Source organism: Bradyrhizobium sp. WSM1253 (genome assembly GCF_000244935.1).
Taxonomy (GTDB): domain Bacteria; phylum Pseudomonadota; class Alphaproteobacteria; order Rhizobiales; family Xanthobacteraceae; genus Bradyrhizobium; species Bradyrhizobium canariense.
In genome coordinates, this window is the sequence record NZ_JH600073.1 from 5,309,178 (window position 1) to 5,335,993 (window position 26,816).

24 protein-coding genes are annotated in these 26,816 nt (G+C 65.0%); 15 read left to right on the forward strand and 9 right to left on the reverse strand.

What is annotated here, in order from left to right; all coding sequences use genetic code 11:
- Window positions 1-61 precede the first annotated feature (61 nt).
- From BRA1253DRAFT_RS26495 to BRA1253DRAFT_RS26510, 4 genes are all read left to right on the forward strand, one after another.
- Window positions 62-958: a cytochrome c oxidase subunit 3 gene (locus BRA1253DRAFT_RS26495; RefSeq protein ID WP_007599437.1), complete on the forward strand. Its 897-nt coding sequence runs from the start codon at window positions 62-64 to the stop codon at window positions 956-958.
- Window positions 959-1,057: 99 nt separating this feature from the next.
- Entirely contained in the window at window positions 1,058-1,459 is a 402-nt protein-coding gene (locus tag BRA1253DRAFT_RS26500) for a DUF983 domain-containing protein (RefSeq protein WP_007599438.1), read from the forward strand.
- Window positions 1,456-2,208 carry an SURF1 family protein gene (locus BRA1253DRAFT_RS26505; RefSeq protein WP_007599439.1) on the forward strand — a complete coding sequence of 251 codons (753 nt, stop codon included), beginning with the start codon at window positions 1,456-1,458 and terminating at the stop codon, window positions 2,206-2,208. Before BRA1253DRAFT_RS26500 ends, BRA1253DRAFT_RS26505 begins: the two co-directional genes overlap by 4 nt.
- A 338-nt stretch (window positions 2,209-2,546) precedes the next feature.
- Window positions 2,547-2,912, forward strand: a complete 366-nt coding sequence (locus tag BRA1253DRAFT_RS26510) for a nuclear transport factor 2 family protein (protein ID WP_007599441.1) — start codon at window positions 2,547-2,549, stop codon at window positions 2,910-2,912.
- A gap of 94 nt (window positions 2,913-3,006) precedes the next feature.
- Here the strand turns inward: BRA1253DRAFT_RS26510 and BRA1253DRAFT_RS26515 are convergent, their stop codons facing one another.
- A complete protein-coding gene (locus BRA1253DRAFT_RS26515) occupies window positions 3,007-4,347 on the reverse strand; it encodes a histidine kinase (RefSeq protein ID WP_007599442.1) in 1,341 nt (446 codons plus the stop codon).
- Between the two features lie 85 nt (window positions 4,348-4,432).
- Between BRA1253DRAFT_RS26515 and BRA1253DRAFT_RS26520 the strand changes: the two genes are divergently transcribed.
- The 5 genes from BRA1253DRAFT_RS26520 to BRA1253DRAFT_RS26540 all read left to right on the forward strand — a co-directional run bounded on the left by BRA1253DRAFT_RS26520 (window position 4,433) and on the right by BRA1253DRAFT_RS26540 (window position 9,744).
- Window positions 4,433-5,077 carry a response regulator transcription factor gene (locus BRA1253DRAFT_RS26520; RefSeq protein ID WP_007599443.1) on the forward strand — a complete coding sequence of 215 codons (645 nt, stop codon included), beginning with the start codon at window positions 4,433-4,435 and terminating at the stop codon, window positions 5,075-5,077.
- A 556-nt stretch (window positions 5,078-5,633) separates the two neighbouring features.
- Window positions 5,634-7,052 (forward strand): threonine synthase, encoded by a 1,419-nt coding sequence (gene thrC / locus BRA1253DRAFT_RS26525; protein WP_007599445.1) that lies wholly within the window; start codon window positions 5,634-5,636, stop codon window positions 7,050-7,052.
- Window positions 7,049-8,338 (forward strand): pitrilysin family protein, encoded by a 1,290-nt coding sequence (locus BRA1253DRAFT_RS26530; protein ID WP_007599446.1) that lies wholly within the window; start codon window positions 7,049-7,051, stop codon window positions 8,336-8,338. Before thrC ends, BRA1253DRAFT_RS26530 begins: the two co-directional genes overlap by 4 nt.
- 40 nt (window positions 8,339-8,378) lie before the next feature.
- On the forward strand, window positions 8,379-8,966 hold the full coding sequence (locus BRA1253DRAFT_RS26535; RefSeq protein WP_007599447.1) for a GNAT family N-acetyltransferase: 588 nt from the start codon (window positions 8,379-8,381) through the stop codon (window positions 8,964-8,966).
- Between the two features lie 121 nt (window positions 8,967-9,087).
- On the forward strand, window positions 9,088-9,744 hold the full coding sequence (locus BRA1253DRAFT_RS26540; RefSeq protein WP_007599448.1) for a hypothetical protein: 657 nt from the start codon (window positions 9,088-9,090) through the stop codon (window positions 9,742-9,744).
- 214 nt (window positions 9,745-9,958) lie between these two features.
- Here the strand turns inward: BRA1253DRAFT_RS26540 and BRA1253DRAFT_RS26545 are convergent, their stop codons facing one another.
- The 5 genes from BRA1253DRAFT_RS26545 to BRA1253DRAFT_RS43745 all read right to left on the reverse strand — a co-directional run bounded on the left by BRA1253DRAFT_RS26545 (window position 9,959) and on the right by BRA1253DRAFT_RS43745 (window position 12,598).
- Entirely contained in the window at window positions 9,959-10,444 is a 486-nt protein-coding gene (locus tag BRA1253DRAFT_RS26545; RefSeq protein ID WP_007599449.1) for a F0F1 ATP synthase subunit B, read from the reverse strand.
- A gap of 5 nt (window positions 10,445-10,449) precedes the next feature.
- Window positions 10,450-11,016 carry a F0F1 ATP synthase subunit B' gene (locus BRA1253DRAFT_RS26550; protein WP_007599450.1) on the reverse strand — a complete coding sequence of 189 codons (567 nt, stop codon included), beginning with the start codon at window positions 11,014-11,016 and terminating at the stop codon, window positions 10,450-10,452.
- A gap of 59 nt (window positions 11,017-11,075) precedes the next feature.
- A complete protein-coding gene (locus BRA1253DRAFT_RS26555) occupies window positions 11,076-11,306 on the reverse strand; it encodes a F0F1 ATP synthase subunit C (RefSeq protein ID WP_007599451.1) in 231 nt (76 codons plus the stop codon).
- A 53-nt stretch (window positions 11,307-11,359) separates the two neighbouring features.
- Window positions 11,360-12,109, reverse strand: coding sequence for a F0F1 ATP synthase subunit A (locus tag BRA1253DRAFT_RS26560; RefSeq protein WP_007599455.1), 750 nt, complete (start codon window positions 12,107-12,109; stop codon window positions 11,360-11,362).
- A gap of 114 nt (window positions 12,110-12,223) precedes the next feature.
- Window positions 12,224-12,598, reverse strand: coding sequence for an AtpZ/AtpI family protein (locus BRA1253DRAFT_RS43745; protein ID WP_007599457.1), 375 nt, complete (start codon window positions 12,596-12,598; stop codon window positions 12,224-12,226).
- A gap of 391 nt (window positions 12,599-12,989) precedes the next feature.
- On the opposite strand from BRA1253DRAFT_RS43745, the gene BRA1253DRAFT_RS26570 reads away from it, so the two are divergent.
- Both BRA1253DRAFT_RS26570 and BRA1253DRAFT_RS26575 read left to right on the forward strand, forming a co-directional pair.
- On the forward strand, window positions 12,990-13,526 hold the full coding sequence (locus BRA1253DRAFT_RS26570) for a hypothetical protein (RefSeq protein ID WP_007599459.1): 537 nt from the start codon (window positions 12,990-12,992) through the stop codon (window positions 13,524-13,526).
- A 135-nt stretch (window positions 13,527-13,661) separates the two neighbouring features.
- On the forward strand, window positions 13,662-14,141 hold the full coding sequence (locus BRA1253DRAFT_RS26575) for a secondary thiamine-phosphate synthase enzyme YjbQ (protein WP_035995416.1): 480 nt from the start codon (window positions 13,662-13,664) through the stop codon (window positions 14,139-14,141).
- A gap of 126 nt (window positions 14,142-14,267) precedes the next feature.
- Here the strand turns inward: BRA1253DRAFT_RS26575 and BRA1253DRAFT_RS26580 are convergent, their stop codons facing one another.
- Window positions 14,268-15,893 (reverse strand): MFS transporter, encoded by a 1,626-nt coding sequence (locus tag BRA1253DRAFT_RS26580; protein WP_198288262.1) that lies wholly within the window; start codon window positions 15,891-15,893, stop codon window positions 14,268-14,270.
- Window positions 15,894-16,236: 343 nt separating this feature from the next.
- Between BRA1253DRAFT_RS26580 and BRA1253DRAFT_RS26585 the strand changes: the two genes are divergently transcribed.
- Window positions 16,237-16,908: a response regulator transcription factor gene (locus tag BRA1253DRAFT_RS26585; RefSeq protein WP_007599462.1), complete on the forward strand. Its 672-nt coding sequence runs from the start codon at window positions 16,237-16,239 to the stop codon at window positions 16,906-16,908.
- A 1,094-nt stretch (window positions 16,909-18,002) separates the two neighbouring features.
- On the opposite strand, the gene BRA1253DRAFT_RS26590 is transcribed toward BRA1253DRAFT_RS26585, so the two are convergent.
- Window positions 18,003-20,843 carry a winged helix-turn-helix domain-containing protein gene (locus BRA1253DRAFT_RS26590; RefSeq protein ID WP_007599464.1) on the reverse strand — a complete coding sequence of 947 codons (2,841 nt, stop codon included), beginning with the start codon at window positions 20,841-20,843 and terminating at the stop codon, window positions 18,003-18,005.
- 199 nt (window positions 20,844-21,042) lie between these two features.
- On the opposite strand from BRA1253DRAFT_RS26590, the gene BRA1253DRAFT_RS26595 reads away from it, so the two are divergent.
- The 3 genes from BRA1253DRAFT_RS26595 (at window position 21,043) to BRA1253DRAFT_RS26605 (ending at window position 23,155) form a co-directional block, all read left to right on the forward strand.
- A complete protein-coding gene (locus BRA1253DRAFT_RS26595) occupies window positions 21,043-21,462 on the forward strand; it encodes an organic hydroperoxide resistance protein (RefSeq protein WP_007599465.1) in 420 nt (139 codons plus the stop codon).
- Window positions 21,463-21,498: 36 nt separating this feature from the next.
- Complete coding sequence (locus BRA1253DRAFT_RS26600; protein WP_007599467.1) at window positions 21,499-22,530, forward strand: alpha/beta fold hydrolase; 1,032 nt, start codon at window positions 21,499-21,501, stop codon at window positions 22,528-22,530.
- A gap of 121 nt (window positions 22,531-22,651) precedes the next feature.
- Window positions 22,652-23,155, forward strand: a complete 504-nt coding sequence (locus BRA1253DRAFT_RS26605) for a cytochrome P460 family protein (protein ID WP_007599470.1) — start codon at window positions 22,652-22,654, stop codon at window positions 23,153-23,155.
- 10 nt (window positions 23,156-23,165) lie between these two features.
- On the opposite strand, the gene BRA1253DRAFT_RS26610 is transcribed toward BRA1253DRAFT_RS26605, so the two are convergent.
- Window positions 23,166-26,675 carry a PAS domain-containing hybrid sensor histidine kinase/response regulator gene (locus BRA1253DRAFT_RS26610; protein ID WP_007599471.1) on the reverse strand — a complete coding sequence of 1,170 codons (3,510 nt, stop codon included), beginning with the start codon at window positions 26,673-26,675 and terminating at the stop codon, window positions 23,166-23,168.
- Window positions 26,676-26,816 lie beyond the last annotated feature (141 nt).

Genomic DNA, 26,816 nt, shown 5'->3' on the forward strand with positions numbered 1-26,816 from the left:
CGGGGTTGGACATAAGGGGATAAGTGCCTGACAGGCACGGGATTGAGGAGCGAGACCGCAAATGGCAACGGCGCACACCAAGCATCACGACTACCACCTGGTCGATCCCTCGCCATGGCCCGTCGTCGGCTCCATCTCCGCCTTCATCATGGCGGTCGGCGCGATCACCTGGATGCACCACATGTTCTCGGCTGCGCCGATCATCTTCGGTGTCGGCACCGTCGGTGTGCTCTACACCATGGCGAGCTGGTGGGGCGACGTGATCCGGGAAGCCCAGTACAAGGGTGACCACACCCGCGTCGTGCAGCTGCATCACCGCTACGGCATGATCCTGTTCATCGCTTCGGAGGTGATGTTCTTCGTCGCCTGGTTCTGGGCCTATTTCAACGCGGCGCTATTCCCGGCCGACGCCGTCCACGCCACCCGCGATGCGGTGTTCGGCTGTGGTCTCGGGACTGCGGCCGGCGCCTGCGCCGTGCCGGGCACCTGGCCGCCGCACGGCATCGAGACCTTCGATCCCTGGCATCTGCCGCTCCTCAACACGCTGATCCTGCTCACCTCCGGCACCACGGTGACCTGGGCCCACCATGCGCTGCTCGAGAACGATCGCCAGGGCCTGAAGTATGGCCTGATCCTCACCGTCGTGCTCGGCGCGCTCTTCACCTGCGTGCAGGCCTATGAGTACAGCCACGCGGCATTCTCCTTCGGCGGCAACGTCTACGGCGCGACCTTCTTCATGGCGACCGGCTTCCACGGTTTTCATGTGCTGGTCGGCACCATCTTCCTGCTGGTGTGCCTGTTCCGCGCCTATGCCGGCCACTTCACGCCGACCCAGCATCTCGGCTTCGAGTTCGCCGCCTGGTACTGGCACTTCGTCGACGTGGTCTGGCTGTTCCTGTTCCTCTGCATCTATGTCTGGGGACACGGCGCCGAGACCATGGCCCACGGCGCGCACTGAGCGGGCTGACTTCGGATCGAGAAAGGGCGGCCCCGGGGCCGCCCTTTTGCTTTTCTGCGCGCAGGGGTTTCGGCAGAAACTGTGATAGACCCTGTCATCATGAACAAAGCCGACGACACGTCCGAGTCGCAAGCCACCGTCCTGCAGAGCGCGCTGCGCGGGCTTGCCTGCAAATGCCCGCGCTGCGGCCAGGGCAAGCTCTATGCAGGCTTCCTGACGCTTGCGCCGTCCTGCGAGCATTGCGGCCTCGACTACGCCTTCATCGATTCCGGTGACGGTCCGGCGATCTTCATCATCATGCTGGCCGGTGCGATCGTGGTCGGCTGCGCGCTCGTCGTCGAGGTCAAGTACCAGCCGCCGTATTGGCTGCATGCGGTGCTGTGGCTGCCGCTGATCCTTGCGACCACCCTGCTGCCGTTGCGCGCCATGAAGTCGCTGCTGATCGCGCTGCAATTCCACCATAAGGCGGCACCGGGCCGGCTGGTCGACCGCGCGAAATGAACGAGACCGCGCGCAAGCCCCGCGTGGCCGGCTTCGCGCTGTTCACGCTATTCCTGACTGCGGTCTGCATCGTGCTCGGTATCTGGCAATTGCAGCGCCGCATCGCCAAGCACGAGCTGATCGCCGCACTCACCGAGCGTCTCGCGGAGGCACCGGTCGCTCTGCCGCCGCCGGCGCGATGGGCCGCGCTAAGCCCCGCGCGCGATGAATTCCGCCGTGTCAGCTTTACCGCGACCTATGCGCCGTTGCCCGATGCGATGGTCTATTCCCCCGGATCCGCCGTACGCAAGGATGCGTCAGGCCCCGGCACCTGGGCGTTCCTGCCGGCGCGGCTGCCGAGCGGCGAGACGGTGGTGATCGATGCGGGCTTCGTCGAAAATACCATGCAGGATCGCAGCGTCGAGGATCGCGCGGTCAAGAAGCTCGTCACGGGGCAGGCGGTCTCCTTCACCGGCTATCTGCGCTTCCCCGAGGCACCTGGCTGGCTGACCCCGGCGGAGAACCGCGACAAGCGGCTGTGGTTCGTGCGCGATCACGTGGTGATCGCGAGCGCGCTGGGCTGGGGCGCGGTTGCGCCGTTCTATGTCGACCTCGAGCAGCCCGCGCCCGAGAACGGCATTCCGCGGCCGGGGCCGCTCGACGTGCATCTCAAGGACGATCACCTGCAATACGCCATCACCTGGTTCACGCTTGCAGGCGCCGTGCTCATCGCCTTCGCCGTTTGGGCAAGAGGGCGGCGACGGGGCTGAGCTCCGTAGATCCACTCAGGAAACCCAGGGCTATCGCATATGACGTCTCGGCGGCGCCAGAGCGAACGCCTCATCCTTCGAGACGACCGCTTCGCGGCCTCCTCAGGATGAGGCTCAGCTGCATCCATCCGCGTTGAAATGCTGCCGCATACTCATCCCTCATCCTGAGGGCCCGCCGCAGGCGGGCGTCTCGAAGGATGGCCGCAGTCGAATATATTTCTTCATATGCGACAGCCCTGCCAGGGAACCCGGTATCGCCCGGGGTTTACCATTCAGCGCACATTCACGAGTGTGGTCCTAAGCCGCCATCGTTTTTCCGCGGCCGACAGGATTGCAGCGTGAGCGATTTCGACCAGATGGGAATTGTCGTCGACTGGGTGGATGCCTGCAGGAAGGGCGACCTCGCGGCGCTCCTCGACCTCTATGCGGACGACGCCCACGTCGAATGCACGTGCAACGGCACGCAGCGCTATCGCGGCCGGAGCGAGCTCGAAGCCTATTGGCAGCCGCGGCTCAGCGCTTTCTCGTCGGTCGGTTTCGGGCTGGAGGAAATCCATCCTGCGCCACACGGCGTCGATCTCGAATATTCCGTCGCCGGCGCGCTACGCTTCCGCGCCTCGTTTTGTTTTAGTCCGGACGGCAAGATCCGCACCACGCTGTGCGAGCCGGCGCGACAGAACGCGCAGCTTGGCTGGGCGTGCTAGAGTTTCCGTCCTGATTAAGTCAGAACCGAACACCAGATTCTGTTTTGACGCGTTTTCTTCACGCGAACTGGTATCCACTTCGCTCGAAAAGGCTCTAGCCGGTGACCGGCGCCTCGCGTGCCGGCTCGGCGGGAAGGCGGCAGCGCACATAAGTCCTGTCGTCCACGCGCAGCAGTGACAGCGATCCGCTGAGTGCGCGCACGCGCTCATGCATGCCGGTCAGGCCGCGGCCGAACACATTACCTTCGGGAAAGCCGCCGCCATCGTCGGAAATCTCGATGACGACCGTCTCCCCGGCGAAGGTCGCCTGCACATGGGCATTGCTGGCGCCGGCATGACGCAGCACGTTGGTCAGCGCCTCCTGAATCACGCGATAGACGGTCTGAGCCAGCGGCCCGCCGATCGCGTTGAGATCCGGATCGATCGTGTCCGTCAGGTCGATAGACGGCGCCTGCTTGCGAAAATTCCGGAGCAGCGTCTGCACGGTGGTCTCCAGACCCAATTCCTCGATGTAGAGCGGTCGCAACCGGTCGAGGATGCGGCGGTTGGTCTGCTGGAGCGCCTCGACCGATTGCAACACATCCTGCGCCGAACTGCCGGGATTTCCCGCCGGGGGCGAGGCGTCGGCCAATGCGATCGTGCCGGCGCGGATGCTGAACAGCAGCGGGCCGAGTTCGTCGTGCAGTTCGCGCGCGAGATCGCGCCGCTCGTCGTCCTGGAGCGACACCAGGCGGTGCAGCAGGTCGCGATTATCCTGGCTCAATTGCGCCAGCGTTTCGGCCAGCGCATTGGCCTCCTCGCAGCTTTGCCGGATTTCCGGCGGTCCTCTGACCGGGATCGGCGTTGCGTAGTCGCCGCGCCGCATCCGCGTGAGTCCTTCGCCGAGATCTTGCAGCGGGCGCAGGGCCGATCCCGCGAAAACATAGGCAATGGTGCCGGTGAGCACCATCAGCACGGCAACGAGGATGGTCAGCGCGAGAAAGCCGATCCACTTCTCGAACAGGTCAGCCGACAGGTCCGGCAGGAAGACGAGATCGCCGACACGCTGGCCGTCGATCGTCACCGCAGCTGCCGCGTCCATGTCTGGAATGGTGAGCAGGTCGACAAACCATTGCGGTACGCCATGCGGCTTGCGCAGGCCGCCCCTCGCTGAGGACGCTGGACCCGTCTCCACGGCACGGAATTGGATATCGGAGGAGGTGTCCAGAGAATGGACAAAGGCGTCGAGCGTCTGCCGCGGGTTGTTCGAGGTGCGCAGGGTATTGTTGAGCGCGGCGGCAATGGTCTGAATCGAACGCCGCCCCGGCTCGTTCTCGTCCGCCAATTGGCCGGTCGCGAAGGTTTGGAGCAGCACGCCCCCCATGATCAGCGCGGCGAGGAAGCTCAAGCCGAGCGGCAGAAACAGTTGGGTCCTGAACGAGAAGCGTTGCCACATTAGGTCAATTCTAACGCGCGTCAGGGGATTTTGCTCTTTCCATTTGTTCCCGTCGGTTTATGAGTCGAAAAACTAGAGAATTACAATGCAAGATACTGCCAAGCCGGCGACCCGCGTCCTGATTGTCGACGACCATCCCGTGGTGCTGTCCGGTTGCCGCACCCTGTTCGCCACCGACCATTCGATCCGGATCGACGAGGCGACCGACGCCAAATCCGGGCATCGCGCCTATGTCAGCAAGCGGCCCGACGTCACTGTGATCGACATCAGCCTGCCCGACGTCTCCGGCTTTGAACTGATGCGGCGCATTCGTAAGGACGATCCTGACGCCAAGATCATCATGTTCAGCATGAACGACGATCCGGCCTTCGTGGTGCGGGCGGTCGAGCTTGGGGCGCAGGGCTACGTCTCAAAGGGCGACGATCCCCGGATCCTGCTCAAGGCGGTGCGCAAGGTGGTTGCGGGCGACAATTTCATCTCACCGCAGCTCGCGGAAGCCGTGACGTTTTCCGGCGCGGCGATCAAGGCCAATCCTGCCTCGCAGATGACGCCGCGGGAGCTCGAGATTCTTCGCCTGCTGGGTCGAGGCGACAAGATCGTGGAGGTCGCCGAGGCGCTCGGTATCTCCTACAAGACCGTCGCCAACACCACCTCCCTGCTCAAGCAGAAGCTCGGTGCCAAGAACCATTCCGACCTGATCCGGATCGCGGTGGAAATCGGGATGAACTGACGCCCGGGCGCCGAACCGGCTGCTCCAGGATGCTGCCGGTTCGGCGGGCGGACCGGTCTCGGCGCTCAGCCGGGCAATGCGTGGATAGCGCCGACACCATCCGCCGACACAATGAGCGCAGCCATCGTTCGTTCCCGAACTGTCCGATCGTTCGGGATATAATGGCAATGCGTGGCGCCAAATTGCTGGGCGAACGTTTGCCCGTGCTGAAACGCGTCGGGAAAAATAGGAACATTTTCTCGCACATCCCGTTTTGTCCCTTGACGATGCCGTGACAGCCGACGAAAGCTTGCGCGAACAGTTTTTGAGGGTCGGTGACCCCAAGAGGCCAAACCGGTCTGCACACAACGACAGACCTTCCAAGAGAGGGCTGCGGCATTGCCGCAGCCCTTTTCGTTGGCAGCCTTTTTCCTTGGATGGCCCCAGGCGCGAAGCGGTTTCCTGATGCCGCAAAACACTTTATGGTGGCCCAAAGCCTCTGGCTGTTAACAAGTAATTTCGTAAAATCAAAGGCTTGCGGATCGAGCCTAGGCTCGGCCGGCCTTTGGAGGGCAGTTTGACTCGTTATATCTCGACCCGGGGCGAGGCCCCCGAACTCGGCTTCTGCGACGTGATGCTGACCGGGCTCGCCCGCGACGGCGGCCTGTATGTGCCGGCCATCTGGCCGCAACTCTCGCCTGACGCCATCGCCGGCTTCTTCGGTCGTCCCTATTGGGAGGTCGCGGTCGAGGTGATCCGCCCCTTCGTCGCCGGCGAGATCTCGGACGCCGAGCTCGGCCGCATGGCGAACGAGGCCTACGCCACCTTCCGCCATCCGGCGGTGGTGCCGCTGCGCCAGATGGCGCCGCACCAGTTTGTGCTTGAGCTGTTCCACGGTCCGACGCTCGCCTTCAAGGACGTGGCGATGCAGCTGATCTCGCGGCTGATGGACCACGTGCTCGCCAAGCGCGGCCAGCGCACCACCATCGTGGTCGCGACCTCGGGCGACACCGGCGGTGCTGCGGTCGACGCGTTCGCAGGGCTCGAAAATGTCGATCTCATCGTGCTGTTCCCGCGTGGCCGCATCTCCGAGGTGCAGCGGCGGATGATGACGACGACGGGCGCGGCCAACGTCCATGCGCTCGCCGTCGAGGGCAATTTCGACGATTGCCAGGCCATCGTGAAGGCGATGTTCAACAACCATCGCTTCCGCGATGCGACCTCGCTGTCCGGTGTCAATTCCATCAATTGGGCGCGCATCGTCGCCCAGGTGGTCTACTATTTCACCTCCGCCGTTGCCGTCGGCGCACCCGCGCGCGCGGTGGACTTCGTCGTGCCAACCGGCAATTTCGGCGACATCTTTGCCGGCTATGTCGCCAAGCGCATGGGTCTTCCGGTGCGGACCCTGGGCATCGCCGCCAACGTCAACGACATCCTGGCGCGCACGCTGAAGACCGGGATCTACGAGGTGCGCGAGGTCCACGCGACGGCGTCGCCGTCGATGGACATCCAGATCTCCTCGAATTTCGAGCGGCTGCTGTTCGAAGCTGGCGGGCGCGATGCCGCCGGCGTGCGCCGTCTGATGGATTCGCTGAAGCAATCCGGCCGCTTCGTGCTGCCCGATGCGACGCTGGCCGCGATCCGCGAGGGGTTCGACGCAGGCCGGGCCGACGAGACCGAGACCGCGGCCGCGATCCGCGCCGCCTGGCGCGAGGCGGGCGAACTGGTCGACCCCCACACTGCGGTCGCGCTTGCGGTCGCCGACCGCGACACCACGGACAGGACGGTTCCCAGCATCGTGCTGTCCACCGCGCATCCGGCCAAATTCCCCGATGCGGTCGAAGCGGCCTGCGGCCAGCGGCCGCAACTGCCGGCCTGGCTCGATGGTCTGATGACCAAATCCGAACACATGAAGGTGATGAAGAACGACCAGGCCGAGGTCGAGCGGTTCGTGCTGTCGGTCAGCCGCGCCGCGAAACAGGGAGTTGCCGGATGAGCGTCGAGATTTCCAAGCTTGCGTCCGGCCTGACCGTCGTCACCGACAAGATGCCCCATCTCGAGACCGCGGCGCTTGGCGTCTGGGCCGGCGTCGGCGGGCGCGACGAGAAGCCCAACGAGCACGGCATCTCGCATCTCCTGGAACATATGGCTTTCAAAGGCACGACGAAGCGTTCGTCGCGCGAGATTGTCGAGGAGATCGAGGCGGTCGGCGGCGACCTCAACGCCGGCACCTCGACCGAGACCACGTCCTATTATGCGCGGGTGCTGAAGGCCGACGTGCCGCTCGCGCTCGACGTGCTCGCCGACATCCTGGCCAATCCGGCCTTCGAGCCTGACGAGCTCGAGCGCGAGAAGAACGTCATCGTGCAGGAGATCGGCGCGGCGCAGGACACGCCTGACGACGTCGTGTTCGAGCACCTCAACGAGCTCTGCTATCCCGACCAGCCGATGGGCCGTTCGCTGCTCGGCACCGCGAAGACCTTGCGTGCCTTCAGCCGCGACTCGCTGCGCGACTATCTGTCGACGCATTACCGCGGGCCGGACATGGTGGTGGCGGCCGCCGGGGCGGTCGATCACAAGCAGGTGGTCGCCGAGGTCGAGCAGCGCTTTGCCAGTTTTGAGGGGACAGCGGGTCCCAAGCCGCAACCCGCGCAGTTCGGCAAGGGCGGCACCAAGGTGGTGCATCGCGAGCTCGAACAGGCGCATCTGACGCTGGCGCTGGAGGGCGTGCCGCAGACCGATCTGTCGCTGTTCTCGCTCCAGGTCTTCACCAACATCCTCGGCGGCGGGATGTCGTCGCGGCTGTTCCAGGAGGTGCGCGAGAAGCGCGGCCTCTGTTACTCGATCTACTCGTTCCACGCCCCCTATACCGACACCGGCTTTTTCGGCCTCTACACCGGCACCGATCCGGCCGACGCGCCCGAGATGATGGAGGTCGTGGTCGACATCATGAACGATTCGGTCGAGACCCTGACCGAGGTCGAGATCGCGCGGGCCAAGGCGCAAATGAAGGCGGGGCTGCTGATGGCGCTGGAGAGCTGCTCGTCCCGCGCCGAGCAGCTCGCCCGGCATGTGCTGGCCTATGGCCGGCCCCAGACCGCCGAGGAGCTGGTGGCCCGGATCGACGCCGTCAGCGTCGAATCGACCCGGGACGCGGCGCGTGCACTGCTTTCGCGCAGCCGCCCTGCGGTTGTCGCATTAGGCAGTGGCAGGGGTCTGGACACGGCGGTGTCTTTTGCGGAAGGATTGACCCGGGCACGCGCCAAGGCGCGGCTGCATTAGGAGCCGCGCACGGGTTGATCCGCCCCCGGGAAGCATCACCATGGCCCTCTTTCGCCTGCCATCCAGTGGACCCGCCGCTCTCGCGCCGCGCGGCAACGGCCTGTTGCTACGCGCGCCGCAGATGTCGGACTTCCTGCAGTGGGCCCATCTGCGCGAGTCCAGCCGCGATTACCTGACGCCCTGGGAGCCGATCTGGCCGTCGGACGATCTCACGCGCTCCGGTTTCCGCCGTCGCCTGCGCCGCTATTCCGAGGACATCGCCGCGGACCGGTCCTATCCCTTTCTGATCTTCCGGGAGCTCGACGGCGCCATGGTCGGCGGCATCACGCTCGCCAATGTCCGCCGCGGCATCGTCCAGGCCGGCACCATCGGCTATTGGGTCGGGAAGCCCCACGCTCAGCGCGGCTACATGACGGCCGCGCTGCGTGTGCTGCTGCCGACGCTGTTCGGCGAGCTCAATCTGCACCGGGTCGAGGCGGCCTGCATCCCGACCAATGCGCCCTCGATCCGGGTGCTGGAGAAGTGCGGTTTCTCGCGCGAGGGGCTGGCGCGCCGCTATCTCTGTATCAACGGGGTCTGGCAGGACCATTTGTTGTTCGGCCTGCTGCACGAGGATTTCCGCGGCTGAGCCGTTCGTTGATGTGACCAAAGTCTCCTGTGTGCCTGCCTTGGGTTCGCCGGTTTTGACGATATAACGGCGCAACCCGGCCGGTGATCGGCCGTGATGTTGTCATGGAGTGTGGGTGTTGATGGTGCAGGAGCTTCGGTCATCGCGGAATGCGTTGCGGCGGGGGGCGGCGGTCGCGCTGGCGTTGTCGGTTGCACTCGTCTCCGTCTCGCCGGTTGCGGCGCAGTCGCTGACCGATCGATTCAAGGGCCTGTTCGGCGGCAAGTCGGACGAGCCGGCTCAACCCAAGCCGGCACCTGCGCCAGGCCAGCCGGCGGCCGATGACGATCTTGACTGCCCGCAGGTCACGGTGCGTGCCGGAGCCTCCACCTATGCGGTCGGTGCCACCGGCAAGCCGGCCGTCGGCAACGAGATCCGCTTTCAGGCCACCATCACCAAGATGGCGCGCGAATGCGCCCGCAATGGCGGCGATATCACGGCCCGGATCGGCATCCAGGGCCGCGTCATTGCCGGTCCCGCCGGCGCGCCTGCGACCGTCGAGGTGCCGCTGCGCGTCGCCGTGGTGCAGGGCGGCGTCGGCGAGAAGGTGATCGCTTCCAAGGCCTACCGGACCACGGTCGGAATGTCGGAGGGCGGCAGCGTGCCGTTCACCTTCGTGGCCGAGGATCTGGTCTATCCGATGCCTTCGGCCAAGGACGCCGATAGCTACATCTTCTATGTCGGCTTCGATCCGCAGGCGCTCTCGCCCGAGCCGAAGGCGCGAGCGAAGAAGAAGTAGGGCGGTCTCGTGCCCCGGACGCGGCGCAGCGCGCAGCGGTGCGACGCAGAGCCGGGGCCCATGTTGCGGTCAGCGTTATCGTGTGAGGCATGGGTCCCGGCTCTGCGGAGCAGCGTTACACGCTGCGCCGCGTCCGGGACACGGGAAGAAGCCATACCAACAAAAAAGCCGGCGCTCATCGCACCGGCTTTTTGATGGGTGAAGGCGAAGCCCCTCAGTTCAGCTTCTGCCTGACTTCGGTGATGCCCTTGGCGAGCAGATCGTCGGCGACCTGGCCCCTGACCGACTGCGACAGGATGGTGGAGGCGGCCTGGACGGCGGCTTCGGCGGCTGCGGCGCGGACATCGGCCACCGCCTGGGCCTCGGCGAGCGCGATCTTGCCCTCCGCGGTCTTGGTGCGGCGAGCGACGAAATCTTCCACCTTGGCCTTGGCCTCGGTTGCGATGCGCTCGGCTTCGCTCTTCGCGTTCGTGATGATGTCGGCGGCCTCGCGTTCGGCCGAGGCGGTGCGCGCCTTGTAGTCGGCGAGTACCTTGGCGGCTTCCTGCTTGAGGCGCGTCGCGTCGTCGAGCTCGGCCTTGATGCGATCGGCGCGATGGTCGAGCGCAGTCATGGCCTTCTTGAAGACACCGAGATAGCCGAACCCGACCATCAGGATCACGAAGGCGATGGCGACCCAGGTTTCAGGATCGAAGAACATATCGATTAACCCTTCAAGGACGCATCAACGGCGGCATTGACCAATGCCGCGTCCGGAACCACGCCGGTGAGCTGCTGCACGATGGTGCCTGCCGCATCGGCCGCGATGCCGCGGACGTTGCTCATGGCGGTCGCACGGGTCGAGGCGATGGTCTTCTCCGCCTCGGCGAGCTTGGCCGCCAATTGCTCTTCCAAAGCCTTGCGCTCGGCGTCCGCCTGCGCATTCGCCTTGTCGCGGGATTCGTTGCCGATGGCCTGCGCGCGCGAGCGTGCCGAAGCAAGCTCGCTATCATAGGCCTTCAGCGCCGCTTCGGACTGGTCCTTCAGCTTCTGCGCTTCGGCGAGGTCGCCCTCGATCTTGTTCTGACGCGCCTCGATCGCACCGCCGACGCGCGGCAGAGCGAGCTTGGACACGATCACGTAAAGCGCGACGAAGAAGATCGCGAGCGACACCAGCTGCGAAGCATAGGTGCTGCTCTCGAACGGCGGAAAACCGCCACCGTGGTGACCACCGTCAGCCTCGGTGTGAGCGCCCGCCGCCGGACCTTTTGCGCCGCCATGACTTTCAGCCATGGAGTACTCCTGTTGCTGTCATGCGCGTCGCTTCGGCTGAAGCGGCGCGAAAATCGTCCTCAGAGCGGAACGAACAGCAGCAGCAGCGCGATCAGCAGCGAGAAAATGCCGAGCGCTTCGGTCACGGCGAAGCCGAAGATCAGATTGCCGAACTGGCCCTGAGCGGCCGAGGGGTTGCGAACGGCTGCGGCGAGGTAGTTGCCGAAGATCACGCCGACGCCGACGCCCGCGCCGCCCATGCCGATGCATGCGATGCCCGCGCCGATAAGTTTTGCTGCTGCCGGATCCATTTTAGACTCCTTGGAAGAAAGATTGGGTTTTGGGTGGAAATTCCCCGGACCGCTCAGTGTCCCGGATGAATGGCGTCGTTGAGGTAGATGCAGGTCAGGATCGCAAACACATAGGCTTGCAGGAATGCGACCAGAATCTCGAGAGCGTAAAGCGCGACCGTGAGCGCCAGCGGCAGCACGCCGCCGACCCAGCCGAGGGCGCCGAGCGAGAAGCCGAGCATGGCGACGAAGCCCGCGAACACCTTCAGCGCGATGTGGCCGGCCAGCATGTTGGCAAACAGACGGACGCTGTGGGAGACCGGCCGCAGGAAGAACGACAGGATCTCGATGAACATCACCAGCGGCAGGATGTAGCCGGGGACGCCGTGGGGCACGAAGATCGAGAAGAATTTCAGGCCGTTTTTGGCAATGCCGTAGATCAGCACCGTGAAGAAGACCAGCAGCGCGAGGGCCGCGGTGACGATCAGATGGCTCGAGATCGTGAAGGTGTAGGGAATGATGCCGACCAGGTTCGAAACGCAGATGAACATGAACAGCGAGAAGATCAGCGGGAAGAACTTCATGCCTTCCGAGCCGGCCGTCGAGCGGATGGTCGAGGCCACGAACTCGTAGGAGATCTCGGCGACCGACTGCAGGCGCCCGGGAACCAGCTGCGTGCCGCTGGCGAGCATCAGGATCGAGATGATCGCGACCGCCACCAGCATGTAGAGCGACGAATTGGTGAAGGCGATCGTGTGGTTGCCGATATGGCCCAGGGTGAAGAGAGGCTCGATGTTGAACTGGTGGATCGGATCGATTTTCATCAGCGCGGCATCTCTTGGTCTGCCGGGCGATGCCGGCGGGTCTCGGTCTGCCGGTCGGGCCCGGCCCGTACCGGCTCAAGCCGGCACGATCATTCCTCTCCTGGAGTGGATCGCTTAAGAACCACCGCGCCTGTTTTGACCCGCGCCTGCCGTTCTCACCACATTCACCACGCCGGCGACGAAGCCCAGCAGCAGGAACACGATGAATCCGAAAGGCGACGTCGACAGCAAGCGGTCGAAACCCCAGCCAATCCCCGCTCCGACAACGACCCCGGCGACCAACTCGGAGGATAACCGGAAACCAAGCGCCATCGCCGAGGCTCTGGCCGCTCTGTCTTCACCGTCACCTGCGGGTTGCTCGGTCTTGACGTGGCGGCCGCGAAATTCGGACAACCGCTGATCAAGATTTCCGAGCCGATCGGAAAGCGCAGCTTCCTCGGGCGATCTATCGCGATCTCCATTCTCGCCGTGTCCCGTGCCCTGTGTCATGCAACGAAGACCCGAAACGCCGCGGCTGAATGGAAATTGCGCCCGCCACCCTCAAAAGCCGCGCGGACCATACTGATGGCCCATAATCAAGTCAAGCCAAGTCACGATTGTGTCCATTCCCGTTATGTATATGATTTCTTTGGAAATATCGGCGCGGCCGGCAGCGCTGCACACAGCGTGACGCCGCACCGCAGCAGGTCTCCGCTGGATCGGCGAACGCAGTCGCCATTTCGCCCGGCTGCCGGGATCAAAGGGGGCCTCGCGATCGTTGATGTCAAAGGCGCGTTTTGGGCGGCGGATCGCCTCGCCGGGGTGTAGCATTTGCGAGACGTGCCACCTTTATGAGCGCCATCTTTGGACGTGCGACCGGCGCGTCGTGGCGGAGAACGCGATGAGACCAGCGAATTCATCCCCAGCATCATGGCTTGCGGCGGCGGCGTTCGCCGCGGCGATGGCCATCAGCGTCGGCTGCCTTGCCGCGCAATCCGCGCCCGACAGCGAAAACGGCCGCTACAGCATGACCCCCATCCCCGAGGGCGTGCTGCGGCTCGACAGCCGCACCGGCACCGTGTCGACCTGCACCCGGAGCGGCGCCGGCTGGGCCTGCTACGCCGTACCCGATGAACGTACCGCGCTCGACGCCGAGATCGGCAGGCTCCAGGCCGAAGTCGAGATGCTGAAGGAACGGCTTGCGGCGGGGCCGACCGTGTCAGGCAAGATCGACGAGGCGCTGCCGAAAACCGATCCGCTCAAGAAGGCGGAGCCGCAAGCACGAGAACCAAGGGCCGCCGAGGGCGAGCGCAGGATCGAGATCCCGCTGCCGAGCGACCAGGACGTCGATCGCGTGATGTCGTTCCTGGAAAAAGCCTGGCGTCGCCTGATCGACATGGCCAACCGCGTGCAGAAGGACGTCTCGGGGAAGATTTAGCGCGTGGTGAGATGCCGTAGGGTGGGCAAAGGCGCGAAGCGCCGTGCCCACCATTTGCGTCTCCGTTGAGTGAGTCGGTGGGCACGCTTCGCTTTGCCCACCCTACGGCAGCTTTCCGAATTGAGAGTGATGATGATGACATCAGCCAAATCCATCTCGCGCTCGGCGCCGTCGTCAGGACCGGCCACCACCATCGCATCTTCGCTGCTGACCGTGCAGACGCCGGGGTGCGGCTTCAGCGACCTCACCGCCGAGGCGGCGCGGTTCATCGCCGACGTTCATGCGCGGGACGGCGTGCTCACGCTGTTCATCCGTCACACCTCGGCGTCTCTGACAATCCAGGAGAATGCCGACCCGTCGGTGCTGGTCGACCTCACTACGGTGCTGGCGCGGCTCGCGCCCGACGATGAAGATGCGGGCTGGACTCACGACACCGAAGGGCCGGACGACATGCCGGCGCATATCAAAACCATGCTGACGGGGACATCGCTCCAGGTGCCGGTGCTGAACGGCAGGCTGGCGCTTGGCACCTGGCAGGCGATCTATCTGATCGAGCATCGCGCCCGCCCGCATCGGCGCGAGGTGGTGCTGCAATTTCTCGGCAGCAATCAGTAGCGCGTTTTCGAGCGAAGTGGCTGCCGGTTCGCGTCAAGAAACGCGTCAAAACAAAGAGTCTGGAGTTCAAAACAAAACCGGCCGCGGAGACCGCGGCCGGTTGGTGTTGATCTCGATCTGCGTCGATCAGGTCGACTTGATGTCGACGTCCTTGGTCTCCGGCAGGAAGAACAAGCCGATCACGACGGTAATCGACGCGAAGATGACCGGATACCAGAGGCCCGCATAGATATCGCCCGTCGAGGCCACGATGGCGAAGGCGGTCGCCGGCAGCAGGCCGCCGAACCAGCCGTTGCCGATATGGTAGGGCAGCGACATCGAGGTGTAGCGGATGCGGGTCGGGAACAGTTCGACCAGCATCGCGGCGATCGGGCCGTACACCATGGTGACGAAGATCACCAGGACGAACAGCAGTCCGACAACCGCCGCCACCTGCGGACGGAAGATGTCGAACGGATGCGCCATCTTCACGATGCCCGCATCGCCGGCCTTCGGATATCCGGCTGCCTGCACGGCGGCGAGGACTGCCGGATTGCCGTCCTTGGCGTTGGCGTAGGCAACTTCCTTGCCGTTGACCATCACCTTCACGCCGGAGCCGGCCGGACCTGGCGTGGTCGAGTACTTGACCGACGATTGCGACAGGTAGGCACGCGCGGTGTCGCAAGGCGAGGTGAAGACGCGGGTGCCGACCGGGTTGAACAGGTCGCCGCAACCTGCGGGATCCGCCACGACGTCGACCTTGACCGACTCGATCGCCTTTTCCAGCGCCGGGTTGGCGTTGGTGGTGATCATCTTGAAGATCGGGAAGAAGGTCAGCGCCGCGATCAGACAGCCGCCGAGGATGATCGGCTTGCGGCCGATCCTGTCGGAGAGCATGCCGAACACGATGAAGAAGCCGGTCCCGAGCAGGAGCGACCAGGCGATCAGCAGGTTGGCGGTGTAGCCGTCGACCTTGAGGATCGATTGCAGGAAGAACAGCGCGTAGAACTGGCCGGTGTACCAGACCACGCCCTGGCCCATCACGCCGCCAAGCAGCGCCAGCAGCACGAGCTTGCCGTTCTGCCAGTTGCCGAAGGCTTCCGTCAGCGGGGCCTTCGAACTCTTCCCCTCGTCCTTCATCTTCTGGAAGATCGGGGATTCGTTGAGGCGGAGCCGGATCCAGACCGAGACGCCGAGCAGCAGCACGGAGACGAGGAACGGAATGCGCCAGCCCCATGCCGCGAAGTCGGGTTCGCCGAGCGCGGAGCGCGTGAACAGGATCACCAGCAGCGACAGGAACAGGCCGAGCGTCGCCGTGGTCTGGATGAAGGAGGTGTAGTAGCCGCGCTTGCCGTTCGGAGCATGCTCCGCGACGTAGGTCGCCGCACCGCCATACTCACCGCCGAGCGCCAGGCCCTGGGCGAGACGCAGCGCGATCAGGATGATCGGGGCCGCGATGCCGATGGTCGCCGCATTGGGCAGCAGGCCGACGATGAAGGTCGACAGACCCATGATCAGGATGGTGACGAGGAAGGTGTATTTGCGGCCGACGATGTCGCCGACACGGCCGAACACGATTGCGCCGAACGGGCGCACCAGGAAGCCCGCCGCGAAGGCCAGCAGCGCGAAGATGTCGCGGGTTGCCGGCGGATAGGCCGAGAAGAACTGCGCGCCGATGATGCTAGCCAGCGAACCGTAGAGATAGAAATCGTACCACTCGAAGACGGTACCGAGCGAGGAGGCGAGAATGACGAACCGTTCGTCCTTCGTCATCCCTCCCGCGCCTGCTTGAGACACAGCCAATGTCGACATGTTGAGTCGCTCCCCGAAAAATCGTTTCCTCGCGCCCTGGATGTCCGGTCATGCCGGATCAACCCAAGCCTTGCCCCCAAGGTAACATTGGCGTGAAACCCGCCCCAATACGACTTTCGGCCTTTCGCACTGACGCTCACCTGACGCCGCGGGCGTTCCATCCGGCAACATAGTGCCGGCCTGTGGATTAACCCCGTTGCCGCAAAGGGATAATGTCCACTTGCATGCCACGGCTGGTCGGGAAAGAATTGACCAAGGCCCTGCGCCGGCCTACTGGCCCGGTGCGATTGCCAGCAAGAGAACGATGAACGCTCCCTCCACCCATCTCGTCATTGCCGATGACCATCCATTGTTCCGCGCCGCGCTGCGGCAGGCGGTGGCGGGCGTCCTGAGCTCTGCCAGGATCGACGAGGCTGGATCGTTCGAGGATCTGACCAAACTTTTGGAACAGACCTCCGACGTCGACCTGATCCTGCTCGACCTCTCGATGCCCGGGATCTCCGGCTTTTCCGGCCTGATCTATCTGCGCGCACAATATCCGGCCATTCCGGTGGTGATCGTCTCGGCGTCCGACGACAGCGCCACCATCCGCCGCTCGCTCGATTTCGGCGCCTCCGGTTTCATTCCGAAGCGATTCGGCGTCGAGACCTTGCGCGACGCCATCCTCAAGGTGATGGAGGGCGACGTCTGGGTTCCCGCCGACACCGATCTGTCGGCGGTCGCCGATCCCGACATGACGCGCCTGCGCGACCGGCTGGTGACGCTGACGCCGCAGCAGGTCCGGGTTCTGATGATGCTGTCGGAGGGATTGCTCAACAAGCAGATCGCTTATGAGCTCGGCGTCTCCGAGGCCACCATCAAGGCGCATGTCTCCGCGATCCTGCAGAAGCTCGGCGTCGAAAGCCGGACCCAAGCCGTGATCGCTGCCGCGAAAATTGCCGGCGGTCAGTGGAAGCAGGGTACCCCGACGGGGTGAGCCTGGAAGAGGGCCTCTCGCAGCCTGTAGCCCGGATGAGCGAAGCGACATCCGGGACCGCTAGTGCGGCTAGCTAGCGAAAACCCCGGATATCGCTTCGCTCATCCGGGCTACGGGACCGCGCCTGTGTCGCTCCTCTGTCAATCGTTGGCCGCAAAAATATTCCACTTTACCGAAATTCGGTTTTAGCGTATGTGTCGCTCATCCCGGCTCATCCTTGAGGGGCGATCTTGTGGTCGTCACGTTCGCGAGCCGGGCTTGCGGTGGACGCGGCAGCGTTCGGGTGCGAGTGGCCAAGGGCAGGGCGGATTGCTCTCCGTGAGCCCAAGGCTTCGTTCGGACGAGCGGCGCTGCTAGGCTTCGTCTCGTCTGTAAGTTTCCGGCTCTGTCGACAGGGCTGGAAAAACTGCGGCGAAATGGCGAACCGTGCGTACGGCAAAACCGTGTGGTCCTGGCCGTCGTTGCTACGGTCAAGCCCTGGCGAATGCGGCATCCGCGTCAACCGGCGCGGTGCCGGTGAATTTCGTTGGGACGAGGGAGGCCAGCAGGAACTCGGCTCCCGGGAGAGCACGGCATAAGCCGTCCAACCATCGCGCAGGGAAGGCCGAGTGATTGGCACCACCTGTATGCTGCTGTGCGGTTTCCTTGCGCACCATTTTCGCGCAGCGGATCGCGGGTGCGAGGTCAGCACCCGGCCTTCCCTGCGCCCTCTTGGCTTAGAGGGTGGAGTGACGAAGCAAAGCTCGGGCGAAACACGTCGCGAGGACGCGAAGGTGTGTCTGCAAGTTGAATCTGCATTGGAGGATGACGATGCTGCCCCTTGCTCCGTCATTGCGAGCGCAGCGAAGCAATCCAGTGTCTTTCCGCAGAGGGATTCTGGACTGCTTCGCTGCGCTCGCAATGACGATGTGGAGAGAACGTGCGACATACTCCGCTCTCGTGCCCCGGACGCAGCGCAGCGTCCCTTCGACGATGCGCTGCAGAGCCGGGGCCCATCTCGCCGCACTGTATCATGTCACTGCTGGGTCCCGGCTCTGCGCAGCAACGCAAGAGCGTTGCAGCGCGCCCAGGACACGAGCTGCACCGAGTCCGCGTCACAATGTTTGCAACAACTTGTCGGCGGCCCGGATATCGGCTGTCTCTGAGCCCTGGGCGAAGCCTTCATACGCCAATTGAAGCCATCGCTTCGCTTCCTCGCGCCGGCCGCGTTCGGCAAGGAGCCCCGCGAGATCGATCGCGGCCCGCAGCTCCCAGGCTTTGGCGCCTTTGCGACGACTCAATTCCAGTGATTGGACGAAGTGGGCTTCTGCCTGATCAGCGTCGGGCTGGGGCCTCGCCAAGAGAACCCTTCCCTTCATGCGCAGCAGCTCGGGCATGTACAGATGATCGCCGCTTTGCTCGACGAGGCGGATCGCATCGTCGATCAGGCCCGCACTCCGCTCGATCTGCCCAAGCGCCATCAAGCCCTGAACAAGCGCGATGTTGAACGTCGTGGTGAGCAGCTCGTAGCCGGCATCGTGGAGCTCACGCAGACACGTCCCGATCGTCTCGACGCCTTCGGCGGCATGGCCGCGCCGGATCGCCAGTTCGCCTTTGACGCCGCGGCCGACCGCAAGATAGGGGCCCATGGACCGCGATTCGGCATGGGCGATGAAGCGGTCGATGTTCTCTTCCGCGGCATCGAGGTCTCCGCTCCAGAGATCGATCGAGACCGCCCAGATCAACGCAATGCAGAGCGTGATCGGATGGTCCATCTGCGCGGCCTCGACGACCGTCTGTCGGGCCAGTTGCAGCGCATCCGCGGGGCGGCCCTGCAACCAGAACTCGCGCGCGAGCGAGATGCCGGCCCGGTTGCGGTGATCGAAGCCATAGACGGTGCTGATCCGTTCCGTGCCCGGCCCATGCCAGGCGGCCTCCAGCATCGTCAGCGCGTCGCGGTGCTCGCCGGCAAGATGCAAGGAGACACCGAGGAGCGAATGGGCGAGGGCGAGGGAGGCGGCATCGCCGAGTGTCCCGGCGACCGTAAGGCTTTGCTGCGCATAGCCGAGCGCGGCGTCGAACTGTCCCATCCGCTCGTGGAAGATATGCATGCGCCCGAGCAGCTGGAGCTGGTTCGGCGCGTCGCCGCGCGCCTCGGCGATCGCAAGGCTTCGGCTCAAGGCGGCACGCGCCGCTTCGCTGCCGCCGCGCGTGAACATCAAGGTCAGTCCGAGCGCGGCCTGGATGTGCATTTCCTCGGCGCCGCCGCGCGAGAAGGGATCGATCGCAAGCAGCGCCCGTTCAGACCAGCGCCGGCACTCGACCAGCAACGACATCGCGAGAAAAATTGGCGCTGCAGCTGCGGCCAGTGCAATGCCGATGCTGGCATCGCCGTCCGTGCCAAAACACCAGTCCAGCGCCGCGCGCACGTTGTGAAGCGCGGAAAAGTGGATCGCGCGCTCGTCGGCGCTCGGCACCGTGGCCCACGTCGTGCCGGCCTGCTCCAGCCATTGCCGGTAATAGGTCGCGTGCCGGGCGGCGAGCGCCGCGTCATCAGGCTCGATCTCGAGCAGATAGGCGCGCGTCGTGTCGAGCAGACGGTAACGCATCATGGCGCCGACCGGCCGCGCCGCGACCATCGACTTGGCCACCAGGCCGTCGATGGCGTCGAACAGGCGGGAGCGGTCGACACGTTCGTCCGGCACGATCTCGAGTGCGGCGTCGATGGTGAAGTGACCGGCGAAAACCGCGAGCCTGCGCAGCACGAGGCGTTCGATGTCGGACAAGAGCCCGTAGCTCCATGCCAGCGTCGCCTGCAACGTCTTCTGTCGCGGCGGCGCCGTGCGCTGGCCCTGCCAGAGCAGATTGAGGCGCTCGTCGAGCAGTGCTGCGGTCTGCTCCAGGCCGTAGGCTTCGACGCGGCCGGCGGCGAGTTCGATCGCCAGCGCCATGCCGTCGAGCTTGCGGCAGATCCCGGCGACGATCGCGGCATTGACATCGTCGAGCGCGATCTGCGCGCCGCCGGCCGTGGCACGTTCGAGGAAGAGTTGAAGCGCGGGATAAGTCTGCGCCGCGGCCGCCGTCAGCCCAGGATTGTCGGGCGGAACGGCGAGCGGCGCCAAGCGATAGACCTGCTCGCCCTCGACCCGCAGGGCTTCGCGGCTCGTCGCCAGGATATGGACATGCGGTGCGGCGTGGAAGATGTCGGCGGCCAGCGGCGCCGCCGTGGCGATGACGTGCTCGCAATTGTCGAGGATCAGCAGCATCCGCTTGTCCCTGAGATGCGCGAGCAGCGCAGGCAGAGGATCCTCGGTTTGCGCCGGCAAGCCCAGCATCAGCAGGATCGAGGTGATCACGAGATCGGGATCGCTCAGCGCGGCAAGATCGACGAAATGTGCGGCGTCGGAAAATGTCGCGAGCAGGTCGTGAGCGATGGCCACGGCAACGGCGGTCTTGCCGACACCGCCCGGGCCGGCAATCGTGACGAAGCGCGAGGCGATGAGCCTGTCCGAGACGGCGGCGACCGCATCGTCGCGCCCGACCATCCGTTGCAGCCGGTTCGGCAGTTTGACGGGCGGCAATTCCGTTCGCGCTACGGTGCGCCCTTCCGCCGGGATATTCACCTGCGAGATCGGCGCCACGAAGCAATAGCCGCGGCCGGAGAGTGTGGTGATGTAGCGGGCTCCGTTCTTGCCGTCGCCAAGGGCCTTGCGAAGCGCCGCGACGTGAAAGCGCAGATTGGCGTCCTCGACCGTCATGCCGGGCCACACCAGCGCCATCAGATCATACTTGCTGACGACCTGGTTCGGCCGCGACATCAGTGCGAGCAGCGTGTCGAAGGCCTTTGCGCCGAGCGGCAGCGCGACGCCGTCGCGCGTCACAAGTCTTTCATTTGGCGTCACGGTGAATGGCCCAAACGAGAGGGTTCCCGTTGCGGTGCCGGCCGGCTCGGTCATGGCGGAATCCTGATCCCTTCGAGCGGATCGGATAGCCACATGATCGCAATCCGGCAAGACCGTCCCGCGCGTCGCGATCAGACTGCGAATGCAGGCCTTGTGAGGCGCGCGCGCCGAGACCTCACAAGTTCTCACAACTCCCAACGGGTGTGTCGCGGCAGCCGCTGCTAGTCAGTTGTGCGACGGCAAGGAGACCTTCATGACCCAAGCGGCGAAACTGCTCTACACGGCCCGGACCCGTACCAGCGGCGGGCGACATGACGGCATATCGCGCAGTTCCGACGGCCGCCTGGATGTCAAGCTATCGCCGCCGGGCGGCACCGGCATCGGCACCAATCCCGAACAATTGTTCGCGGCCGGCTGGTCGGCCTGCTTCGAGGGCGCGATGGAGATCGCCGCCCGCAAGCGGAAGATCGAGCTCCCCAGGAAATGCGCGATCGATGCGGAGATCGACCTCGTGCTCCACGAGGGCGCTTATTCGCTCAGGGCACGCCTCGACATCAGCCTGCCCGGCCTCGATCGCGAGATCGCGCGCGGCCTCGTCGACGAAGCGCACCAGACTTGCCCCTATTCCAAAGCTGTCCGCGGCAACATCGACGTCTCGGTCGCGCTGATCTGACGCAACACCACCAACCATCAGAAAGGTAGCACCATCATGAAACAGATCATCGATCAGCACCGCCGCCAGTTCTTTGGAATCGCCGCGGGAACCGTCGCCGCCGGCCTTGGCGTGATCGGCCTCGCCCGCGCCGAAACCGAAGCGCCGCGCGCCTCCGCATCGAACGCGTCGTTCGGCGCGATCAAGCAGATCGATGCCGGCGTCCTCAACGTCGGCTACGCGGAGGCCGGTCCTGCGGACGGTCCGGTTGCGATCCTGCTGCACGGCTGGCCCTACGACATTCACGCCTTCGTCGACGTCGCGCCGATCCTGGCAAAGGCCGGCTATCGCGTCATCATCCCTTATCTGCGCGGCTACGGCTCGACCCACTTCCTCTCCGCCGAGACGCCGCGCAACGGCGAGCCGGCCGCAATGGCCGCCGACATCATCGCGCTGATGGACAAGCTCGAGATCAAGAAGGCGGTGGTCGCCGGATTCGACTGGGGCGCACGCACCGCCGACATCCTTGCTGCGCTGTGGCCGGAGCGCTGCCGCGCGCTGGTCTCGGTCAGCGGCTATCTGATCGGCAGCCAGGCGGCGGGCAGCGCGCCCTTGCCGCCGTCGGCCGAGCTGCAATGGTGGTACCAGTTCTATTTCGCGACCGAGCGCGGCCGCGCGGGATACGAGAAGTACACGCATGATTTCGCAAAACTGATCTGGAAGCTGGCCTCGCCGCGGTGGAAGTTCGACGACGCCACCTTCGACCGCAGCGCGGCGGCGCTGGACAACAAGGATCACGTCGCGATCACGATCCATAATTACCGCTGGCGGCTCGGGCTCGCCCAAGGCGAAGCGAAGTACGAGGAGCTCGAAAAGAAGCTGGCGGCAGCTCCGGTGATCAGCGTGCCGACGATCACGATGGAAGGCGACGCCAACGGCGCGCCGCATCCAGATCCAAGCGCCTATGCCAAGAAGTTCTCCGGCCGGTACGACTATCGCCTGATCACCGGTGGCATCGGCCACAATCTGCCCCAGGAGGCTCCGGAAGCCTTTGCCAAAGCCGTCATCGACGCCGACGGCGGTGCCTGAGGAGTTTGACAGCACCTCGGTCCGGCAATGCTGGACCGAGGCCTGACTTGCGATCGCAGTTCAACAAAGCGTCATGACGACAATGAAATCTGAAAAGTCAAAATTTCAATCCTCTACGGCGATGATCGTGCTGGCCGTGCTCCTCCTCGTCGTTGTCCTGACCTGCGTGCCGTATCTGGTCACAATCGCTTTCGCGCAGGGCGAGGGCGATGCCTCGCCGATCTTCGGCGTCACCGTCCCGGAGGGCTACAAGCAGTGGGAGCTGATCGCGCCGGCGGAGGAGGCGGCTCCCCTGGACGAGCTGCGTGCCGTGGTCGGCAACAGGACCGCGATCGATGCCTATCAAGGCGGCAAGCTTCCGTTCCCGGACGGGACAATTCTGGTCAAGCGCGCCTGGAAGCGGAAGCAATCGCCCGAATTTGCGTCCGCGACGATTCCCGGTGAGGCCACCACCGTCCAGGTGATGGTGAAGGATTCCAGAAAATATGCCTCGACCGGCGGCTGGGGATTTGGTCGCTTCGTCAACGGCAAGCCGGTCGACGAGGCCCAGCATCGCACCTGCTTCGCCTGCCACGAAGCTCGTGTGAAGAGCCGCGACTACGTGTTTACGAGGCTTGCACCTTGAGTGCGGAAGTTCACTCCGCCGCCACCATCTGCTGCGTGCGCCACTGGCCGAGCAGGGCGCGCAGCGAAGCCGGCTTGACCGGCTTGTTGAGCACCGCGACCTTTTCGTCGCGCGCAGCCATTTGCACGGCGGGGCTGCGGTCGGCGGTGATCAGGATCGCGGGGATGCCGTCACCGAAGCGGCGGCGGATGTCGCGGATCGCCGCGATGCCGTTGCCGCGGTCGAGGTGGTAATCGACCAGCAGGCCGGTCACGCGGCGGCCGGCAGTTTCGATCGCGGCGATCGCGCCCTCGGGATCGGCGACCGCGATCACTTCGGCGTCCCAGGCCTTCAGCAGCGTGCGCATGCCGTCGAGGATCGCGGCGTCGTTCTCGATGCAGACGATCAGGGTCCCCGAGATCGAGGTGCGTGCGAGCGGCGTCGCACTGGTCACGGCCGCGGTGTGGGTGATCGCCTTTGCCGTCGGCACCGTCACGGAAAATACCGAGCCGCCGCCGACATTGGAATCGATGGCGATGTCGTGCTTGAGCACGCGTGCCAACCGCTCGACGATCGACAGGCCCAGGCCGAGGCCGCGGGCAATTCGCGCGCCCTGCTCGAGGCGGTGGAATTCCTTGAAGATCTCGCCGCGCTTGACCGCCGGGATGCCGACGCCGGTGTCGTAGACGCAGATCTTCAGCGTGGCGCCGCGGCGGCGGCAGCCGACCAGCACGCGCCCGCGCGGGGTATATTTGATGGCGTTGGAGATCAGGTTCTGCAGCAGCCGCCGCAGCAGGAGACGATCCGACTCCACCGGCAGCGAGCACGGCACGAAGACGAGCGCCAGATTCTTGGCGCGCGCGATCGGCGCGAACTCGATCTCCAGCGAGCGCATCAGGTCGGCCATCTTGAAGCTCGAGATCGAGGTCGTCATCGCGCCGGCGTCGAGCCTGGAGATGTCGAGCAGCGCGCCGAGGATCTCCTCGATCGCCTGGAGCGATTCGTCGATGTTCTCGACCAGTCGCGTCTCCTCGCCGCTGTGCTGACGCTCGACCAGACTCGTGACATAGAGCCGCGCCGCGTTCAGCGGCTGGAGAATGTCGTGGCTGGCGGCGGCGAGAAAGCGCGTCTTGGAGATGCTGGCGTCTTCGGCCGCGCTCTTGGCCAGCGCCAGCTCGGAATTCAGCCGGGTCAGCTCCTCGGTGCGGTCGCGCACCCGCTTTTCCAGCGTCGCATTGGCGCGCTCCAGCGCTTCGGCCGCCTCGAACGTGGGCGTGACGTCGGTGAAGGTAATGACGAAGCCGCCGCCGGGCATGCGGTTGGTCAAGATCTCGATCACCATGTGGCGGTCGGGCAGGCGCTCGAGATAAGGCTCGCCGTCTGTGGTGTAGGCCACCAGCCGGCGCTCCAGCATGGCCTCGCGCTCGATCGGGTCGGCCGGCTCGCTCACGCCCATGAATTCCAGGATTTCACGCAAGGGCGTGCCGAACTGGATGAAATGCGGAGGAACGTTGAGGAGATCGCCGAACTGCCGGTTGGAGCAGATCAGTTGCAGATCGGCATCGAACACCGCGATGCCCTGGCGCACATGGTTGAGCGCGGTCTGGAGGATCTCGCGGTTGAAATGCAGCGCCGCATGGGAATCGTCGAGCAGTTTCAGCGCAGCCTTGGCGGAGACCGTCCGCTTGCGCAACAGCAGCGACATCACCAGACGCGAGGAGGCCGCGCCGATCGAGGAGGCGATCAGGTGCTCGGCGTGCTGCAGCAGCTCGAAATCGGCGGGTGCCCCGGACTCCAGCCGCACATTGCGCCGCGCGGAGAATGCCTCGAACGAATGCCGCGCGCGGTCAGGCCCGAGATATTGCGCCACCGTGGTCTGGATGTCCTGCACCGTGACGGTGGTCCGCCAGCGCCGGAAATTCGGGGAAATCGGCGCGAGCGTGTTGGGGACGAACAGATCGGCCTGGACCAGCTCGATCGAAGACGGCCGGCGCGCCAGCGACAGCAGCACATAGGTGAGGATGTTGAGCGACAGCGACCAGACGACGCCGTGCATCAGCGGCGGCAAATCGGCGCCGAACAGCGCCTGCGGCCGCAGCGCCTCGATCCCGAACGGGCCGTGCTGGAGCAGCAGGATCCCCGCCGTCGAAGTATCCATGAAGCTCGGGATGAACAGCGTGTAGAGCCACACCGCGAACCCGACCAGCATGCCGCCGATCGCGCCGCGCGCGGTCGCGCGCCGCCACAGCAGCCCGCCGAAGAAGCTTGGTGCAAGCTGGGCGATGGCGGCAAAAGACAGTAGGCCGATCGCCGCGAGCTGGGTGTTGCCGAGCGCGCGGTAGTAGAAATAGGCCATCACCATGATGGCGAAGATCGCGAGCCGGCGCGAGCGCAACAGGAAGTCGCTGAAATCGGCGCCGCCGGTGCGCCCCTCGGGCCGTCGTTGCAGCACCAGGGGCACCACGAGGTCGTTCGAAACCATGATGGAGAGCGCGACGCATTCGACGATCACCATCGCGGTCGCCGCCGACAGCCCGCCGACGAAGACGGCGACGCTGAGCAGATCCGCACCGCCCTCCATCGGCAGTGCCAGCACGTACATATCAGGATCGGCGGCGCCGAACGGGAAGCTGACGAGGCCGGCGAACGCGATCGGGATCACGAACAGATTGATGGCGATAAGATAGAGCGGAAACAGCCAACGCGCGCGGCCGACCTCGGCATCCGAGGAATTCTCGACGACGCTGACGTGGAACTGGCGCGGCAGTAGCATGATCGCGCAGAGCGACAGCAGCGTCATGGTCAGGAAGTTGCCGATCGACGGCGAATAGTTGATGACGCGCACCGCCTCCGGTGTCTTCATCGCGCGCTCGATCAGTTCGTGCGGCGAGAACATCCAGAACGTGACGAAGATGCCCGCGGCGAGGAAGGCGACCAGCTTGATGATGGATTCGGTTGCGACCGCCAGCATCAGGCCGTGCTGGTGCTCGGTGGCGTCCGTCTGCCGCGTGCCGAACAGCACCGCGAAGGCCGCCATCGCCAACGTCACCATCAGCGCCACGTCGCCGACGATCGGGATGTGGGAGAAGGCCTGGTCTTCGCTCAGGATGGTTTCGAGCGAGGAGGCCACCGCCTTGAGCTGCAGCGCGATGTAGGGCACCGAGCCGATGATCGCGATCAGTGCGACAGTTGCCGCCACCGCCTGGCTCTTGCCATAGCGCGCGCCGATGAAATCGGCGATCGAGGTGATGTTGTGGGCTTTCGCGAGTTGGATCACGCGGCGGAGGACGCCGGCGCCGAGCCCGATCATCAGGACCGGGCCGACATAGATCGCGAGGAAGTCGGTGGAGGTGCGGGTGGCGAAGCCGACCGAGCCGAAGAAGGTCCAGGAGGTGCAGTAGATCGCCAGCGACAGCGGATAGATCAGCCCCGAGGCGCGGCCGCGCCCGGCCCGCGAGCGGCGGTCGCCATGGCTCGCCACCAGGAACAGAAAGCCGATATAGCCGAAGGCGGCGGCGATCACGCCCCAATCGTGCAGCATGGCGAGCGTGCTTCTCCCGGGGGCGCGCTGGCCGCGCCCGATCTCATTTTCCCTGTAAATCTAGCGCGTTGGGCGGGTGGAGGCGACAGCGAAATGCCGCGCGGGCGCGGGAACCGGGGTTGTCGTTAAGCGGTGCGCTGC